The 17,657-nt window shown below is 34.0% G+C and carries 17 protein-coding genes; 9 read left to right on the top strand and 8 right to left on the bottom strand.

Annotated features, from left to right (window positions below):
- Positions 1-46: 46 nt before the first annotated feature.
- The 4 genes from thrA (at position 47) to LBU54_RS11525 (ending at position 5,959) form a co-directional block, all read left to right on the top strand.
- Positions 47-2,521, top strand: coding sequence for a bifunctional aspartate kinase/homoserine dehydrogenase I (thrA, locus tag LBU54_RS11540; protein ID WP_224529685.1), 2,475 nt, complete (start codon positions 47-49; stop codon positions 2,519-2,521).
- Positions 2,521-3,447, top strand: a complete 927-nt coding sequence (locus LBU54_RS11535) for a homoserine kinase (RefSeq protein WP_224529684.1) — start codon at positions 2,521-2,523, stop codon at positions 3,445-3,447. Before thrA ends, LBU54_RS11535 begins: the two co-directional genes overlap by 1 nt.
- Positions 3,444-4,745, top strand: coding sequence for a threonine synthase (gene thrC, locus LBU54_RS11530; protein ID WP_224529683.1), 1,302 nt, complete (start codon positions 3,444-3,446; stop codon positions 4,743-4,745). Before LBU54_RS11535 ends, thrC begins: the two co-directional genes overlap by 4 nt.
- Positions 4,746-4,876: 131 nt before the next feature.
- The gene (locus LBU54_RS11525; RefSeq protein WP_224529681.1) at positions 4,877-5,959 is read left to right on the top strand and encodes a T9SS type A sorting domain-containing protein; all 1,083 of its coding nucleotides are present in this window, start codon (positions 4,877-4,879) and stop codon (positions 5,957-5,959) included.
- Here LBU54_RS11525 and holA read toward each other — a convergent pair.
- Positions 5,956-6,960: a DNA polymerase III subunit delta gene (gene holA / locus LBU54_RS11520; RefSeq protein WP_224529677.1), complete on the bottom strand. Its 1,005-nt coding sequence runs from the start codon at positions 6,958-6,960 to the stop codon at positions 5,956-5,958. The genes LBU54_RS11525 and holA overlap by 4 nt on opposite strands.
- 81 nt (positions 6,961-7,041) lie before the next feature.
- On the opposite strand from holA, the gene LBU54_RS11515 reads away from it, so the two are divergent.
- From LBU54_RS11515 to LBU54_RS11505, 3 genes are all read left to right on the top strand, one after another.
- Positions 7,042-7,491: a type I restriction enzyme HsdR N-terminal domain-containing protein gene (locus LBU54_RS11515; RefSeq protein WP_224529675.1), complete on the top strand. Its 450-nt coding sequence runs from the start codon at positions 7,042-7,044 to the stop codon at positions 7,489-7,491.
- Complete coding sequence (locus LBU54_RS11510; RefSeq protein WP_224529672.1) at positions 7,488-8,483, top strand: glycosyltransferase family 2 protein; 996 nt, start codon at positions 7,488-7,490, stop codon at positions 8,481-8,483. The genes LBU54_RS11515 and LBU54_RS11510 overlap by 4 nt, the downstream gene beginning before the upstream one ends.
- Positions 8,484-8,587: 104 nt before the next feature.
- Entirely contained in the window at positions 8,588-9,445 is an 858-nt protein-coding gene (locus LBU54_RS11505) for an OmpA/MotB family protein (protein ID WP_224529668.1), read from the top strand.
- Positions 9,446-9,505: 60 nt separating this feature from the next.
- Here the strand turns inward: LBU54_RS11505 and LBU54_RS11500 are convergent, their stop codons facing one another.
- The 4 genes from LBU54_RS11500 to LBU54_RS11485 all read right to left on the bottom strand — a co-directional run bounded on the left by LBU54_RS11500 (position 9,506) and on the right by LBU54_RS11485 (position 13,288).
- On the bottom strand, positions 9,506-10,117 hold the full coding sequence (locus LBU54_RS11500; protein WP_224529666.1) for a vWA domain-containing protein: 612 nt from the start codon (positions 10,115-10,117) through the stop codon (positions 9,506-9,508).
- A 90-nt stretch (positions 10,118-10,207) separates the two neighbouring features.
- The gene (locus LBU54_RS11495) at positions 10,208-11,290 is read right to left on the bottom strand and encodes an AMP-binding protein (RefSeq protein ID WP_224529664.1); all 1,083 of its coding nucleotides are present in this window, start codon (positions 11,288-11,290) and stop codon (positions 10,208-10,210) included.
- A 1-nt stretch (position 11,291) separates the two neighbouring features.
- Positions 11,292-12,251, bottom strand: a complete 960-nt coding sequence (locus LBU54_RS11490; RefSeq protein WP_224529661.1) for a CPBP family intramembrane glutamic endopeptidase — start codon at positions 12,249-12,251, stop codon at positions 11,292-11,294.
- Between the two features lie 2 nt (positions 12,252-12,253).
- A complete protein-coding gene (locus LBU54_RS11485) occupies positions 12,254-13,288 on the bottom strand; it encodes an o-succinylbenzoate synthase (protein ID WP_224529660.1) in 1,035 nt (344 codons plus the stop codon).
- Positions 13,289-13,434: 146 nt separating this feature from the next.
- Between LBU54_RS11485 and LBU54_RS11480 the strand changes: the two genes are divergently transcribed.
- Both LBU54_RS11480 and LBU54_RS11475 read left to right on the top strand, forming a co-directional pair.
- On the top strand, positions 13,435-14,373 hold the full coding sequence (locus tag LBU54_RS11480; protein WP_224529659.1) for a sterol desaturase family protein: 939 nt from the start codon (positions 13,435-13,437) through the stop codon (positions 14,371-14,373).
- Positions 14,373-15,161 carry an SDR family oxidoreductase gene (locus LBU54_RS11475; RefSeq protein ID WP_224529658.1) on the top strand — a complete coding sequence of 263 codons (789 nt, stop codon included), beginning with the start codon at positions 14,373-14,375 and terminating at the stop codon, positions 15,159-15,161. Before LBU54_RS11480 ends, LBU54_RS11475 begins: the two co-directional genes overlap by 1 nt.
- 3 nt (positions 15,162-15,164) lie before the next feature.
- Here the strand turns inward: LBU54_RS11475 and LBU54_RS11470 are convergent, their stop codons facing one another.
- From LBU54_RS11470 to LBU54_RS11460, 3 genes are read right to left on the bottom strand one after another with little or no spacing between them, the layout of a single operon-like run.
- Positions 15,165-15,839, bottom strand: a complete 675-nt coding sequence (locus LBU54_RS11470) for a metal-dependent hydrolase (protein ID WP_224529657.1) — start codon at positions 15,837-15,839, stop codon at positions 15,165-15,167.
- A 35-nt stretch (positions 15,840-15,874) separates the two neighbouring features.
- A complete protein-coding gene (gene menA, locus LBU54_RS11465; protein WP_224529655.1) occupies positions 15,875-16,780 on the bottom strand; it encodes a 1,4-dihydroxy-2-naphthoate octaprenyltransferase in 906 nt (301 codons plus the stop codon).
- 16 nt (positions 16,781-16,796) lie between these two features.
- A complete protein-coding gene (locus LBU54_RS11460; RefSeq protein WP_224529654.1) occupies positions 16,797-17,636 on the bottom strand; it encodes a 1,4-dihydroxy-2-naphthoyl-CoA synthase in 840 nt (279 codons plus the stop codon).
- Positions 17,637-17,657: the final 21 nt, after the last annotated feature.

Here is a 17,657-nt window from a genome sequence, read left to right as displayed (position 1 = left end):
TTATAATTTCGATTAAGACAATTGTGTCCTGTATAAAAAATAAATTATGAAAGTTTTAAAATTCGGCGGAACTTCAGTAGGATCCGTTGAAAATATAAAGAAAGTCATCGCGATTTTGCAACAGCAATCAGAAACATCCAAAATCGCTGTAGTAGTTTCTGCAGTTGGAGGTATTACTGATAAGCTGATTGAAGCAGGTGAATTGGCATGTAATAAAAATCCAGATTATGTAGTGAAGTACAACAAAATCTGGTCTATTCATAATGAGATTATTGAGGAATTATTTAAAAACATTGAAGATGATGAAACGGTTCTAGAATTGCAAACGGAGTTGGTTGAAAATATAGGAACCAAACTAAATGAGCTAAGAAGTCTTTTAAATGGTATTTATCTTATCAATGAATTATCACCCAAAACCAAGGATAAATTACTAAGTTATGGCGAATACTGCTCTTCAACGATTATAAGTTATATATTAAAAGCGTTACGCATTGATGCTGCACTTAAAAACACACAAGAATTGATAATAACAGATTCTGTTTTTAATAATGCAAGGGTAATTTTTGAGCAGACTAATAAAAACATTAAATCCTATTTTAAAAATCAAAAACAAACTATAACACTATTGCCAGGCTTTGTTTCCAAATCCACAAATGGTGAAACTACAACATTAGGAAGAGGAGGCTCTGATTACACCGCTTCAATAATAGCGGCAGCTATTAACGCCAAGGAAGTTCAAATTTGGACTGATGTGAGTGGCATGTTCACAACCAACCCAAAATTGGTAAAACAAGCATCTCCTATAAGTGAACTCTCTTATCAAGAAGCTATAGAGTTGTCCCATTTTGGAGCAAAAGTATTGTATCCTCCAACTGTAATGCCAGTATTACGCAAAAACATTCCAATTGTCATAAAGAATACAATGAAGCCAGAGGCGATTGGAACAAAGATTACATCGACTAAAAAATCTAATGGCATTTCTCCTGTTACAGGAATTAGCAATATTGATGGGATTGCTTTGCTAACCTTACAAGGAAATGGTATGGTAGGTATTCCAGGTTTTAGCAAACGTCTATTTGAGACATTGGCGCAAGAAAAAATAAATATTATACTTATAACTCAAGCCTCTTCAGAACATTCAATTTGTTTTGGTATTTCAGAAAGTGACGCTATTCGGGCAAAAGAAGCCATTGACACTGTTTTTGAATTTGAAATTGCACTTCAGAGATTAGAGCCCATTCTTTCAGAAACGGACCTTTCAATAATTGCTGTTGTTGGTGATAATATGAAAAGCCATCAAGGTATTAGTGGTAAAATGTTTAGCACATTAGGTAAAAACAACGTCAATATTAGAGCTATTGCACAGGGCGCTTCAGAACGCAACATTTCTGCAGTAATTCATAAAAACGATGTCAAAAAAGCATTAAACAGTTTGCACGAACAGTTTTTCGAAATAAAAACAAAGCAACTGAATCTATTTATAACGGGTGTGGGCAATGTTGGTGAACGTTTAATTCAACAAATAAATCAGCAAAACGCTTACTTAAAGAAAAATTTCAAGATTAATCTTCGAGTTGTGGGATTGTCTAATTCCAGAAAAATGGTAGTTGATGAAGACGGTATTGATTTAAAAAACTGGAAATCGCACTTAAATAATGGAGAAACGGCAAGCCTAAATGAATTCTTTAACCATGCTAAAAACCTTAATTTAAGAAATTCAGTATTTATTGATATTACCGCTAACACAGAGGTGGCATATATCTACCCAAAATATTTAAAGGAAAGTATATCTGTGGTTGCGTGTAATAAAATTGCCTGCTCTGGTGATATACACTATTATAATCAGCTAAAAGAATTATCAAGACGCTATAACGCATCCTTCCTTTTTGAAACTAATGTAGGTGCAGGTTTGCCAATAATTGATACCTTAAACCATCTGGTTACATCCGGTGATGAGATTAATTCCATTCAAGCAGTTTTATCTGGTAGTCTAAATTTCATTTTCAATAATTTTAATAATAATACGTCATTCTTTGAGATTGTGAAACAAGCACAAGCTGAAGGTTACACTGAGCCAGATCCAAGAATTGATTTAAGTGGTATTGATGTAGCCCGAAAAATTCTAATTTTGGCCAGAGAAAGCGGATATCAAATGGAATTAGATGACATTGAAAGCAATTATTTCTTAACAGAAGAAGCAATGAAATCAAACACTGTAGAAGCCTTTTTTGAGACGCTAAAACAAGACGAAGGATATTACCAAAAGTTATATGAAGATGCAAAATCAAAAGAATATCAGTTAAAATTTGTCGCAGAATTTGCAAATGGTAAAGCTAATGTTGGTTTGAGACAAATTCCCGAAGGACATCCCTTCTATAATTTAGAAGGAAAGGATAATATAGTAATGTTCTATACAAAACGTTATCCCGAACAACCATTGATTGTAAAAGGTGCAGGCGCTGGAGCAGATGTTACCGCTTCAGGTCTATTTGCAGATATCATTAGAATAGCTAATAATTAATGAACTCAGAAATTAAAATATTTTCTCCTGCGACAGTAGCCAATGTAGCCTGTGGCTTTGACGTATTAGGTTTTTGTCTAGACACTATTGGTGATTACATGACAGTAAGAAAAGTGGATGATAAGGGCATACGTATCACAAATATTAAAGGATTTGACCTACCCTTTGCGCCTGAGAAAAATGTTGCAGGCGTTGCCGCCTTATCAATTTATAGACAGTTAGCTCCTAATTGTGGTTTTGATATTGAAATTGATAAACGTATAAAACCCGGAAGTGGTATTGGCAGTAGTGGCGCGAGTGCTTCTGGTGCTGTTTATGCAATTAATAAGCTACTTGGAGAACCTCTAGATAAAACACAATTAATACATCATGCAATGCAAGGTGAGGCACTTGCAAGTAAAAGTTTGCATGCTGATAATCTAGCACCAGCAATTTATGGCGGGTTCACTTTGGTTAAATCAATAAACCCATTGCAAATTTTATCCTTACCAACTCCAAAAGATTTATTTGCAACAATAATTCATCCACAAATTGAAATTAAAACAGCAGATTCGAGGGCAGTATTACCTAAAAATATACCCTTAAGCGACGCTATTATCCAATGGGCAAATGTTGGCAGTTTAGTTCATGCACTGCACAGTTCAGATTATAATTTACTTCAAAGCTCTCTAAATGATGTGATTATTGAACCTCATAGAAAACAATTAATTCCGCATTTTGATGCCCTTAAAAGTAATGTCCTTAAAACTGGTGCGTTAACTTGCGCCATTTCAGGCTCAGGTCCATCTGTCTTTGCCTTGAGCAAAGGAGAAAACACGGCAAAATTAGCACAGGAAGCCATGCAAACAACTTATGCTAACTCAGGTATTGACTTCGAAACCTACGTGTCTAAAATTAATGTTGAAGGAATAAAAATCGTAGAATGATATACTATTCTTTAAATAGAAAAGCACCCACAACAACATTTCAGGAGGCTGTTGTTAGAGGTCTAGCACCTGATAAAGGCTTATATTTCCCTGAAAACATTACCCCCTTACCAAAATCGTTTTTTGAACATATTGAAAAGACTTCAAATACGGATATTGCATTCGAAGCTATTAAACAATTTATACTTCCTGAAATTCCAGAAGAAGTCCTAAAAACTATTGTAGAAGAAACTCTGAGTTTTGATTTTCCAATCGTTGAATTTAATAACAAGATTTCAGCATTAGAGCTATTCCATGGACCTACCATGGCTTTTAAGGACGTTGGAGCACGATTTATGGCACGTTGTTTAGGGTATTTTAATAAATCTAATACCAATGACGTTACTGTTCTAGTAGCTACTTCTGGTGATACAGGCGGAGCGGTTGCTCATGGTTTTTTAGGAGTTAAAGGTGTTAAGGTGGTTATCCTCTACCCTTCTGGTAAAGTAAGCGAGATTCAAGAAAAGCAATTAACAACACTTGGCCAAAATATTACTGCCTTAGAAGTTGATGGTGTTTTTGACGACTGCCAGGACATGGTCAAACAAGCATTCATAGATGAAGACTTGATTAGCCAAATGCAACTAACTTCGGCTAATTCCATAAATATTGCACGATGGCTTCCCCAATTATTCTATTATTTGTTCGCTTACAAGCAATTAAAGTCAAAATATAAAGACATAACATTTTCTGTACCTAGTGGTAATTTTGGAAATATTTGTGCAGGTATGGTTGCACAAAAATTGGGAATGCCAGTAAAACACTTCATTGCAGCTACAAATGCTAATGATACCATTGTTAATTATCTTAAAACAAACTCATACGATCCTAAACCTTCAATACCGACGATAAGCAATGCTATGGATGTAGGTAATCCAAGTAATTTTGTAAGGATTCAAGAATTACACGATTTTGATTTTAATTCATTAAAAAATAACCTTTCCTCGTTTAGCTATAATGACAGGCAAACAAAGGATGCCTTATTGGAAATTTATAAGAATTTCAATTATGTTGCAGATCCACACGGAGCCGTAGGCTATCTAGGTGCAAAAGATTTTATTGCCAAGAACCAAAACGTTCATGTAGTCTTTCTTGAAACCGCACACCCGACAAAATTTTTGGATGTGGTTGAAACAGTCATAAACAAAAAAGTTCTATTGCCTCCTCAAATTCAGTCTGTTATGGGTAGGAAAAAGAATTCACTTCGTATTAAGTCTTACAGTGAACTAAAGAAATTTCTGTTAAAAGAAAATAGATAGTTTGTATTAAAGCAAAACCTAGACGAATTAAAAAAAATATTTCGTCAAAAAAATGTAAATAATAATCACTTTAAAAATTGATTACCCTTGAGTTGATAGATTTATTACATTTATCAATAATTCAATCTAAGATGAGAACTATCTTCAAAAATTTGATTTTTCTACTACCTATGTATTTAGTCGCTCAAGACTATATTTTGGTAACGCCTTTAGACAGCAACTTATCGGAGACATCGGGCTTATTACATCTAAGCAATACCTTGATTACACACAATGATTCAGGTAACACAAATCAATTATTTGAAATAAATGATGGTGATGGAACAATTAACCGAACAGTTACCATTGCTAATGCAACCAATGTAGATTGGGAAGATATTGCCTATGATTCTAACTATATTTATGTTGCTGATATTGGAAACAATCAGGGTAATCGTACAGATTTGAAGATTTACAGAATCTCTCGTAATGACTATTTTAATAATACAACGGTAGTAGCAGAATTGATTAATTTTAATTATGGTGATCAAACTGATTTTACACCTTCTGCGTTTTCAACGAATTTTGATGCCGAAGCACTGATACATTTCAACAATAAACTTTATATCTTCACAAAAAACTGGATTGATGCCACCACAAATATCTATGAACTGCCGGATAGTCCAGGAAATCATACCGCTACTTTAATAGATTCATTTAACTCAGAAGGATTAATTACCGGTGCTGCTTATAACTCATCAAACGGCGAAGTAGTTTTGGTTGGCTATGATGGCATAGGTTCTTTTTTAATTCAACTTAATGGATATAGCAATGGTATATTTTCAAACGGTTCAATATTAAAAACATCCTTAAACACACCTTTAAATTATTCGAGTCAAACCGAGGGTATAGCATTCATTAATTCTACAACTTATCTGATTAGTGCGGAGGAATTATCCGGAGATTCCCAAGGTTTATACAGCTTTAATACCTCTACCCTTTCTGATTCTGAAACTATTAAGGATATATTATGCTTCTATCCCAACCCAGCAAATACCGAAATAGTACTCAATAGAGAATATTGCTCAACCCAAATTTTTTCTATGAAAGGAGAACTAGTGCTTAGTTCTACAAATTCTAAAATTGATATTTCAAAATTATCAAATGGTATTTACATGGTGAACATAAGGGATGCCGAAGGTAATTTTCTAATTAAACGGTTATTAATTGATTAATTGAATATCTTAACCAATAGTTCTTTTAATAGATCACCCTGAGGTACTGCATTAGCTCCTACACCTTTACCCTTCACATCAAATTCGCGCAATAAGGCTATCACTGCACTTACCTTTTTCATTGGGTAATTTCTTGAAGCTATCAAATACTCATTAACAAAATAGGGATTTATTCGTAAAGCAGAAGCTACACTGCGTGGAGATTTATCTCGTAAGCCGTGCAACAGCAATAGTTGGGAAAAAAAACTAAAAAGTAATGCTATGGTTACAACCAAAGGATTATCCTTAGGATTATCAGCAAAATATTTAGCTATTCGTTGGGCTTTACTAATATCTTTATCACCAACTGCTTTTCGCAATTCAAAATTATTGAAGTCCTTACTAATACCAATATTTTCTTCGATATGCTCTGGTGTAATTTGCGTTCCTTCGGGAAGTACTATTTTTAGTTTATTAAGCTCGTTATCTATCTTGCTAAGATCGTTGCCTAGAAATTCAACCAACATTTGCGATGCCTTCGGAGAAATTTTATAATTCTGTCTTGCTAAAACACCTCTTATCCAGTCAGAAACCTGATTTTCATATAGTTTTTTACTTTCGAAAACTACACCTGTTTTATTTAAAGCCTTGTAAAGAGCCTTTCGCTTATCTAATTTTTTATACTTGTAGTTTAAGACTAAAACGGTAGTGGGTTGCGGATTTTCTGCATAATTGGCGAGCTTTTCAATCGTTCTACTTAAATCCTGAGCCTCTTTTACAATAACAACCTGATAGTCGGCCATCATTGGAAATCGCTTTGCGTTACTCACTATGTCTTCTATCGAAATATCACGACCATAGAGTACCATTTGATTAAAGCCTTTTTCTGCTTCATCCAAAATGTTATCTTCAATATAGTCGGAAATCTTGTCAATGTAATAGGGTTCCTCTCCCATTAAAAAATAAATGGGCTTGAGGTTACGCTTATTTATATCTGACACGATTTTCTTTACGTCCTCCAATTGAAAACAAATTTAATTTTTAGGGTAAAATTTTCGCTTAAAATGTAAAACGAAATACTTATAAAGTGATAATTTTGCTCTGTGCAAGAGCTGAACTTTCCACCGTTTAAATACCGTCTCAAAAGTAAAGAAAATAAAGTTTCTATTTTTGATGTGATTAGGAAAAAATTCGTCATACTTCAGCCTGAAGAATGGGTCAGACAGCATTGTGTTCATTATCTTATTAACGTGAAAAAATTTCCCAAATCTTTAATAAATGTTGAAAAAGAGCTGGTAATAAATGATCTTAAAAAACGATATGACATTGTGGTTTTTAATTCCGACGGAAGCATTTATTTGATTGTTGAATGTAAAGCTCCCAATATTGCTATCAACCAGACAACGTTTGATCAAATTGCACGTTATAACATGAAGTTAAACGCTACATACCTTATGGTTACAAATGGTTTTAATCATTATTATTGTCTAATAAATTATAAGGCGAACCGATATGCATTTTTAAAGGATATCCCAAATTATAAGTCGTTTTGAAGTATAACACAACGGACATAGCAATTGTAATTCTTAACTGGAATGGCAAACTATTATTAGAAAAATTTTTACCCTCAATAATTAATTTTTCAGAAGATGCAAATATCTATGTTGCAGACAACGCGTCAACAGATAATTCTGTTGCTTTTCTTCAAACTGTTTATCCCAACATTCAGATTATTCAAAATCCAATTAATGGAGGTTACGCAAAAGGTTATAATGAAGCCTTAAAGGACGTGTCTGAACCACTACTATGCTTGTTAAATAGCGATGTTGAAGTAACCGATAATTGGCTAGAAGCCATTTTATTTGAATTTAACAAAGACAAAACTCTTGCTATTGTACAACCAAAACTTTTAGACTTTAACAACAGGCAGTATTTTGAATATGCTGGCGCAGCCGGTGGATTTATAGATAAATACGGTTATCCCTATTGCCGAGGACGATTATTTAAGCATATAGAAAAAGATATTGGTCAATATGATGATAATACAGATATTTTCTGGGCGTCAGGCGCATGCTTTTTTATAAAAAATAAAATATTTAAATCTCTTGGAGGGTTTGATGAAGCCTACTTTGCCCATATGGAAGAAATTGATCTTTGCTGGCGTGCTTTTAATTTGGGTTATACCACGAGATTTACTGGCAATTCGGTAGTTTATCATGTTGGTGGTGCGACACTTAAAAATACTAATCCAAAAAAAACATACCTCAACTTTAGAAATAGTCTTTTTACACTTGCGAAAAATACTGACAAAAATTTAGTTGGTAGAATTCTGACAAGAATGCTATTAGATGGCCTTGCAGGCCTTAGGTTTTTATTTATTTTGAAACCTTTATTTTTCCTTTCAGTATTGAAGGCACATGCGTCATTTTACGCAAATTTAAGTTACATACTCAAACAGAGACAGCTATTAAAAAAGCGTTCAAATTATTTTCAGATAAAATCCATTGTTTGGTCTTATTTTTTCTTAGGTAAGAAGACTTTTTAATTGTTTATAAAACTGTTAAAAAAATTGTTAATCTATTCTTTTTCAACACTACTTTTCTATAATTTTGAGCTGATTTAATTATAAATTAAAATAGTAAACTGATTATGAAAAAATTAATGATATTAAGTATTTGCTCAATGATGGTTTTAACATCCTGTGTGTCCAAAAAAGAATATCTGGCACTAGAGGAAAAGCAAAAAGAAACACAAGATTTACTTAATTCTGCCACGGTAAAATTAAACAAATGTCTTTCTGATGCTGCCGCAGCAAATGCGAGAGTCGAAACAATGAAAGATCAGTTAGCCGATTTACGAAAAGCGAATCAAGATTTAATTGATACAAAAGGCAACTTAACAACCTTGACACAAAAAGGTGCCGAAAATTTAGAGCGCTCCTTAGAGAGTTTAAAAGAAAAAGATCTGAAAATTTCTCGACTACAAGATGCACTTACTAAAAAGGACAGTGTAACTCTTGCAATTGTAACTAGTTTAAAGAAGGAAGTTGGTATTGACGACCCTGATATTGAAATTAATGTAGAAAAAGGTGTTGTATTCATCTCCATTGCAGATAAACTTTTGTTTAAGAGTGGAAGTTATAATGTAACTGACCGAGCAAAAGAAATATTAGGTAAGGTTGCTAAAGTAATTAACAGTAAACCAAACTTCGAAGCTATGGTAGAATCTCACACAGATAACGTGCCTTACAGTAAACCACCATTATTAGATAACTGGGATTTAAGTGTAAAACGTGCCACTTCAGTTGTTAGAGTCTTAGAGGAACTAAAAGTAAATCCACAACAACTTATCGCCGCAGGCCGTAGTTACCACGTGCCTCTTGTAGAAAATGACACTGCGACTAACCGAGCAAAAAATAGAAGAACCAGAATTATTGTATTACCAAAAATTGATGAATTCTATGAAATGATAGAAGAGGAAATGAAGAATCTATCTGCAGGTAACTAATTTTAAATGCATAAGAAGTATAAACCCAATGCCTTTTAGCATTGGGTTTTTAATTATAGCTTAGTCTTTTATAACTTTTATGAGTTCTGGAAGTAATGCTATTGCAGTAAGTAAAACTGTATTTTTATTTCTCCGGTTCAAATTTTGAGATTCTGAGACGTTCTTCCTTTTACTATCGTTTACAGAGAATTCATTATTTGGAATTCTAATCATCACTACGGAATTTTCGGTATTTTTGGAAAAGTTTTTCTTAGCCATATTATAGGCTAAACCTATCCCGTCCTTTTCTAAAAAGCTAATACTTGAAATTGGGTTTTCTACAGCATATAAAAGTTTCTTTACATTTTTGGTATCAGTTCTTTCGAGTATAATCCCGTTATATTTTGAATAGGCCACTATGCTTACTGAGTCATTTTGAGTAAGGCGTTCAGACAGCAATTTAAAAGCTTGTCTTAAAATTACTCTATCTTGCGTGTTAAAACTAGGTGCGTAAGTCTCTAGTAAAAATGTAATATTACGCTGTGGTATAGTATCTGAATTTACAGAAAATTGCTCTACCATAAAGCTAATTAAATGCTCTATCGCTATAGATTCGGTTTCAATATTCTTTTCCTGAGAATAACTAGAACAATACAGCCCTAGTACGATTACAAATTGAAATAGTGTTTTCATAAGGTTGGTATTTAGCGTTTACATAAAACTAAATACCAAATCGTTGGTATGAAAGAGCTATTGAGTAAAATGGCAGTTTAAATGAGCTAACTAGCCTATGGCCTTAGCAATTGTCTTGCTTCTTTGGACTTTTCCGTTTACCGTTTCAACAAATCTATCTACAACATATATTTCCTTCGGTACCTCGTATTTTGTTAAGCCCTTAAGTTGCTTAATTCTATTAAAAATGGACTCCTTGGTATCCCTCGGACTCTCTATAATTAAGATAAGCTTTTCTCCTAGTGTACCGTCTTCCTCACCTGCTAAAATGAAACGCTCATCAATAACAGGTTGCAATTTATTTTCAATTTGTTCAGGAAATAATTTAATCCCTCCAGAATTAATAACATTATCATACCTCCCTAATAGCCTAAAACTGGTATCTGATTTTAAGTCAACAATATCATTGGTTACTAAGGCTTCTTCAACTAAATTTGAAGCATTAATTATAAGGCAGTTTCGTTCATCTTTATCAAATGAAATATTTGGCAAGGCTTTAAAGAACTGTTCCCCTTTGCCATTTTTGGATTTAAGTTGCCTCACAGCCACGTGAGTGACTGTCTCGGTCATACCATACGTTTCATAAAACTTTGAGGTGCTGTGTGAGATTTGTTCTAATAAAGGCTTGGTAATAATTGAACCTCCAACTATGATGGTTTTGATATTGTGCGTATAGTTAATAGTATGCTTCAATTGCAAAGGAATCATAGCACAAAAATCATAGTTCTTTTCATAATCAAAAATTGGATGTGCACTAGGTTCTACATGATCAATTTCCAAACCAAGTATCATTGCCCTTACCAACATCATTTTACCTGCTATATAATGACTTGGTAAGCAATCTAATGCAGTGTCTCCAGGTTCAAGACCAAAATAGTCACCCGTTGCAATCGCAGAGTTTACCATGGTCTGTTTTAGTAGTTTTATTGCTTTTGGTTTACCGGTTGAGCCAGATGTATTTACATATAGGTAGTCATTATCATTGAGCCAATCAATTAAGAAGTTTCCGGAAGCCTTCTCATAGTCTTCACCTTCCTTTATAAAACTGTAGGCTACTTCCTTAAGTTCTTCACGATTAAAATGAAGACCGTTTAGCTTAAACCTATTATGTATTTTTGTGTAACTAGGAGTCATTTTACTCAATTATTTTATAGTCGTCTTTAGGCGGTTCTGTAACTCTTCCAAGTAATCGCTCTTTCCAATTACTCCATCCATACATCTTAGAAAGAATTATTAAAAGTATTGGAAAAATTACAAAAACTGGCACTATAATATCAGTTAATGTTGCTTCTGTAGGATCTGACATGTCTTTTAAAATAGAATAGGTTTTAAAAGCGGTCCAATCTGCTGTAACCAAGAGTGCTGTGAACAGATTATTAGCCGCATGAAATCCTAAGGCCAGTTCCAAACCCTCATCCATTAATGTTATAATACCTAAAAACAAACCTGTGCCTATGTAATAAACCATAATAATATAACCTAATTTTTCAACCTCTGGGTTGGCTATATGCAATAAGCCAAAAACAATGGAAGTAAACAAAAGTGGAAACCATCTGTTTTTAGTAATAACCCCAAGTCCCTGCATGAGATATCCTCTAAACAAGTACTCTTCACAACTTGTCTGCAAGGGTACCATTACAATTGCAATAACACATAGTATTAAAAACTTATTAAAATCAAAGTTTAAAACATAATCCTCTGGAGCTAAAAAATAATCCAATAGTACAAACCCAGAAGATAAAATTCCCCATCCAAAGAAAACAGTCCAAAACCGTTTCCAATCGATTCTTTGCCTTGCAGTTGTCAATTGAGTTAAAGTCATTTTATGCAAAAACTTGTTAACCAAAAGTATTCCTAATAGACCTACGGCAAAGGATAATAACATCAAGAATAGGTTTAGGTTTGGCTCTAAAATGGTCATTAATTTATTTTCATCTAACTCAAACAGACTTAAGCCTTGATTGGAAGCTTCAATAAAAGTTGCAACTGTGAAAGGAATTTGACCTAATATTACAAAGGCAATTACCACGACAGTACCAACGAAATATCGCCAACCATCGCTTAACCCTTTAAATGCTTGTTGTATATAAACCATACTCATAAATTAAAATCCCACTTGTGTGTTTTATCGTATTGCAAAGTACCATTTTTTACAATTAATGGCGAAACAAAATTATTAGTGAATAAACTTCCCGTACCCAATCCTTGTGGCATAGGATTATCCAAGGTGTAGGTCCATTGGGCAATTGCGTTTAATCCAACGTTACTTTCTAAAGCACTCGTAATCCACCATTTAATGTTATTTTCTTCAGCAAAATTTATCCATTGCTCACTACCCTTGTAACCACCAACTAAACTTGGTTTGAGTATTATGTATTGTGGCTTAATAGTTGTTAGAAGTTCGTTTCTTGATATTGAATCAAAAACGCCAATTAACTCTTCATCAAGTGCTATAGGAAGTGGTGTAACATCGCATAATTCGGCCATTTCCTCCAATTGGCCTTGTTTTATGGGTTGTTCAATTGAGTGAAGGCTAAACTCAGATAATCGCTTTAATTTTTCAAGTGCTTCATTTGAAGAAAATGCGCCGTTTGCATCCACGCGTAACTCTATATCGGAAACTGAAAATTCCTTGCGTATTGACTTTAATATATTTAACTCAGTATCAAAATCTATAGCTCCAATTTTCATTTTTATACAGGTGAAACCTAATGCAATTTTTTCTTCAATCTGTTCTCGCATAAAGTCCTCTGTACCCATCCATACCAAACCGTTTATAGGTATGCTATCTTCGCCATTAGTAAAAGGGGATTCAAACAATTCAAAAGGTGACACCGCATTTAAAGATTTAAATGCTTGTTCTAGCCCAAACTGAATGCTAGGAAACTCAATCAACGCGTTTAACAGCTTATCTAATCCGATATCAATATTTTTACAGGCCCAGTTTAATTTTTCTTCATAATCTGGACGATCGTCAATAGACAATCCACGCAAAATACCACACTCGCCAATACCTGTTTTACCACTATCATTTATTTGGATAAACCAAGTTTCTTTAGTAGTTAAAACGCCTCTCGATGTACCACTAGGTCTTTTAAAATCTAATATATATTTCTGATATTTTGCGTTCATAAATTAATACCTTGTTGCAAGCCCAAAGATTTTGGTAGTTACCTCCATTTACAATTTTCACTTTTGGCCATCTTATGATTTTTACATCAGAGGTTGATGACAAATTGAACAAGAGTAATTTTTACTTCGTGTAAAATCCATTATTTTTGAATTGCAAAAATACGCAACTCACATTTTTAAATGAAGTAATGCCAGATTTTCCAAATATTATTTTATATGCTATTCCATTCTTCATATTTGCTATGTTGTTGGAACTTTATGTTACCGTGAAAATGGGATTAAAAACCTATGAACCGAAGGATGCCTTTTCCTCTATTGCCATGGGTCTCGGAAATGTGTTTTTAGGGTTTGCAAGCAAGGCATTAGTGCTTTTTGCCTTTTTCTTGATTTACGACAGCTTCAAATTTTTTGAAATACCAATAGCTTGGTGGTCTTTCGTTCTATTATTTTTTGCAGATGATTTTTCCTATTATTGGTTTCATAGAATCTCGCACGAGTGTCGTCTATTTTGGGCCTCTCACGTGGTGCATCACTCCTCACAACACTATAACCTAAGTACAGCTTTGCGACAAACATGGAGCGGTGGTTTTTACACCTTTATTTTCTGGCTGTGGCTTCCACTTTTAGGATTTCATCCGGCTATGATTATGTTGCAAATGTCTATAAGCTTATTGTATCAATTTTGGATACATACCGAGATAATACATAAAATGCCAAAATGGTTTGAAGCAATTTTCAACACTCCTTCCCATCACCGTGTTCACCATGGTAGTAATCCAATATATTTAGACCGTAATCATGCAGGTATTTTAATCATTTGGGATAAATTATTCGGTACTTTCCAACCTGAACTTGAAAATGAAAAAGTAACCTATGGTTTGGTAAAGAACATAAACACCTTTAATCCAATAAAAATTGCATTTATTGAATGGTTTTATATGTTTAGAGATGCCTTCAGCGGTAAAAAATCATTAAAGAATAGATGGTTATATCTTATAAAACCACCCGGTTGGAAACATGATGGAACCGGTAAAATAAGTACCGACCTGCGTAAAGAGTGGCTTAAATCAAATAAGAATATTTAATGTTTAGAGGTAAGGTTATTTGGATTACCGGCGCATCAAGTGGTATAGGTGAAGCACTTTCAAAGGCTTTGTCTAAAGAGCATTGCAATCTCATTTTATCAGCCCGACGCGAGAACGAATTGAAAAGAGTAAAAGACGAATGTGATAATAGTGGAAATATCCGCGTTTTACCTTTTGATCTTGCAAATTACCAATCAATGGACGAAATAGTTAGCAAAGCTATATCCTTTTTTGGTAAAATTGATATGTTAATTAATAATGGAGGTATTAGCCAACGCTCGCTAATTATAGAAACTGCTATTTCTGTAGATAAAAAACTAATGGAAATTGATTATTTAGGCACTGTAGCCCTGAGTAAAGCATTATTACCTCATTTTATTGAAAATAAATCTGGGCATTTTGTTACCGTAACCAGCTTAATGGGTAAGTTTAGCTCTCCATATAGGTCTTCTTATTGTGGTGCTAAACATGCCCTACATGGCTTTTTTGATGCGCTACGATTAGAACATGTCCAAGACAACATCAAAGTTACAATGATTTGTCCAGGATTTGTAAATACAAATATTTCAAGAAATGCTCTAATTGGAGATGGCACCAAACTTAACAAACAAGATAATGCAACCCAAAATGGCCTTGAACCGGAAATTTTTGTAGAACGAATGCTAAAAGCTATAAAGAAGCAAAAGTTTGAAGCTTACATTGGTAAGGGTGAAACTAAAGGTATTTATCTAAAGCGATTTTTCCCTAAACTACTGCATAGAGTAATTTTGAAAAGTGCTGTAAGATAGATTTTATAAATCCATACTTTGCCCAATATCCAATAAAACTAGGCGCTTTAATTTAGAATCAAATTTTGCCTTTGCTCTAGGTTTATCAATTTCAATATACCCAAAGGTATCATAGTGATAACCTAAAACCAGGTCGCAGTCAACATACCGCGCAGCCTGAATAGCGTCATCCACTCCCATTGTAAAATTATCACCAATAGGCAGTACTGCAAGATCAAGGTCAAATCCTTTTCCTATTAATCGCATATCATAAGTTAAAGCGGTATCACCAGCTATATAGATTGTTTTATCTGATTGAATAACAAAGCCTCCCGGTTGACCGCCATATTTACCATCTGGAAATGACGATGTATGTATCGCATTAACATACTTTACTTTTCCGAAATCAAATTGCCAAGAACCACCATGGTTCATTGGATGACCTTTAAAACCCAAATTTTGATAATGAACAACAATTTCATAGTTAGAAACAATTGTTGCTCCAGTGCGACTAGCAATGGACTCCACATCCAAAGTATGATCTTGATGCGCATGTGTTAATAATATGTAATCTGCTTTTATTGCATCAATATCAATATGAGAAGCTTTTTCGTTTCCTGTAATAAAAGGATCTACAAGAATGTTAATTCCTTTTATTTCAATACCTAAACAGGCATGACCATAAAATGTTACTTTCATTTTAAATTATTTAATCTTCAATTATATGATTAAAATTAATATAAAATATATCCAATCCCTAATAATATTGAAAAGAGAAATGTTGACAGTGCCAAAACTTTTAATTGACTGTCAAAATCATTGGGCTTAACAGCATTTTTAATTTTAACCAAATGAATTATGAAAGGAAAGAAGGACAAGAGATATAAAAAATTATATATCTGAACATAATATAATAAAGAAAACACTATAGTGATGAGCATTGCCCCGACTATAAGACAGTAATGATAAAGTTTAGCTTTTTTTAATCCAAGTTTTACAGCAAGCGTAATTTTCCCTGATTTTATATCGGATTCAATATCCCTCATATTATTTAGGTTTAAAACCCCAACACTAAACAAACCGAGTGAAATTGCTGGCAATAATGCCACATGGTCTATAGTTTTAGTGTACAATAAATAACTTCCTAAAGTACTAATTAACCCAAAAAAAATAAATACAAAGACATCTCCTAACGCTCTATAACCATACGGTGAGTCTCCCATTGTATAGTTCAATGCAGCGTAAACAGAAAGTCCTCCCAATACAACAAATAACAATAGCAATAAGAATTCATTTGGTCCGTAGGCCGCCCAGATTAAAGCGAAAGTAAGTATGATAACAACAATGATATTGAATTTTATTGCATCGAGCATTTGATCCGGTGTTATTGCCCCACTTTGAATGGCTCTTTCTGGACCAACCCTATCTTTATTGTCCGTTCCTTTAATACCGTCTCCATAATCGTTTGCCAAATTGGATAGAATTTGTAAGCTAATCGTTGTAAGAATAGCAAGAACCAAAACCCACCAACTAAAAAATCCATTATAAATAGCAAAACACGTTCCTAAAATAATACCCGATACAGACAAGGGCAACGTTCTTAAGCGCATGGCAGAAAGCCACGGTTTAATGTTCTTCATTTAAATATTGTTAGAATTACGGAATCCATTTTTTAGGAAAGTTAGGTTTCCTTTTTTCTAAAAATGCATCTCTCCCCTCTTTTGCCTCATCGGTCATGTAGGCTAGACGCGTTGCCTCTCCCGCAAAAACTTGTTGACCTACCATGCCATCATCGGTTAAATTCATAGCAAATTTTAGCATCTTAATCGACGTTGGTGACTTTGCCAATATTTCTTGTGCCCACTCATAAGCAGTTTTCTCAAGCTTTTCATGAGGAACTACAGCATTGACCATACCCATCTCAAATGCTTCTTGAGCAGAATAGTTTCTGCCTAAGAAAAAGATTTCTCGAGCTTTCTTTTGCCCCACCATTTTGGCTAAATACGCAGAACCATAACCTCCATCAAAACTTGTTACATCTGCATCTGTTTGCTTAAAAATAGCGTGTTCCTTGCTAGCCAAAGTTAAGTCACATACGACATGTAAACTATGTCCTCCACCAACTGCCCAACCTGGTACCACTGCAATTACAGCTTTTGGCATAAATCTTATTAACCGTTGTACTTCTAGAATATTTAATCTGTGGTACCCGTCTTCACCCACATAACCTTGGTGTCCACGCGCTTTTTGGTCTCCACCAGAACAAAAACTCCAAACACCGTCTTTTGTAGAAGGCCCTTCAGCACTTAATAGGACGGCTCCAATGCTGGTATCTTCGTTAGCATCGTAAAATGCATCATATAATTCAGATGTTGTTTTTGGTCTGAAGGCATTTCTAACATTGGGTCTGTTAAAGGCAATTCTAGCTACACCATTAAACTTTTTATAGGTAATATCCTCATACTCTTTTGCAATCTTCCAATTGATATGGCTCATCTTTTCTCACAATTTGTTTGC

Source organism: Winogradskyella alexanderae (assembly GCF_020166335.1).
Classification (GTDB): Bacteria; Bacteroidota; Bacteroidia; order Flavobacteriales; family Flavobacteriaceae; genus Winogradskyella; species Winogradskyella alexanderae.
Note: the sequence above shows the minus strand (reverse complement) of the source record. Positions and strands in the feature narration are given on the sequence as shown.

Excerpts from the sequence above, each read along its gene's own strand:
- thrA (WP_224529685.1), top strand. The coding sequence starts at position 47 with ATGAAAGTTTTAAAATTCGGCGGAACTTCAGTAGGATCCGTTGAAAAT.
- LBU54_RS11535 (WP_224529684.1), top strand. The coding sequence starts at position 2,521 with ATGAACTCAGAAATTAAAATATTTTCTCCTGCGACAGTAGCCAATGTA.
- thrC (WP_224529683.1), top strand. The coding sequence starts at position 3,444 with ATGATATACTATTCTTTAAATAGAAAAGCACCCACAACAACATTTCAG.
- LBU54_RS11525 (WP_224529681.1), top strand. The coding sequence starts at position 4,877 with ATGAGAACTATCTTCAAAAATTTGATTTTTCTACTACCTATGTATTTA.
- LBU54_RS11505 (WP_224529668.1), top strand. The coding sequence starts at position 8,588 with ATGAAAAAATTAATGATATTAAGTATTTGCTCAATGATGGTTTTAACA.
- LBU54_RS11500 (WP_224529666.1), bottom strand. The coding sequence starts at position 10,117 with ATGAAAACACTATTTCAATTTGTAATCGTACTAGGGCTGTATTGTTCT.
- LBU54_RS11495 (WP_224529664.1), bottom strand. The coding sequence starts at position 11,290 with ATGACTCCTAGTTACACAAAAATACATAATAGGTTTAAGCTAAACGGT.
- LBU54_RS11490 (WP_224529661.1), bottom strand. The coding sequence starts at position 12,251 with ATGGTTTATATACAACAAGCATTTAAAGGGTTAAGCGATGGTTGGCGA.
- LBU54_RS11485 (WP_224529660.1), bottom strand. The coding sequence starts at position 13,288 with ATGAACGCAAAATATCAGAAATATATATTAGATTTTAAAAGACCTAGT.
- LBU54_RS11475 (WP_224529658.1), top strand. The coding sequence starts at position 14,373 with ATGTTTAGAGGTAAGGTTATTTGGATTACCGGCGCATCAAGTGGTATA.
- LBU54_RS11470 (WP_224529657.1), bottom strand. The coding sequence starts at position 15,839 with ATGAAAGTAACATTTTATGGTCATGCCTGTTTAGGTATTGAAATAAAA.
- menA (WP_224529655.1), bottom strand. The coding sequence starts at position 16,780 with ATGAAGAACATTAAACCGTGGCTTTCTGCCATGCGCTTAAGAACGTTG.
- LBU54_RS11460 (WP_224529654.1), bottom strand. The coding sequence starts at position 17,636 with ATGAGCCATATCAATTGGAAGATTGCAAAAGAGTATGAGGATATTACC.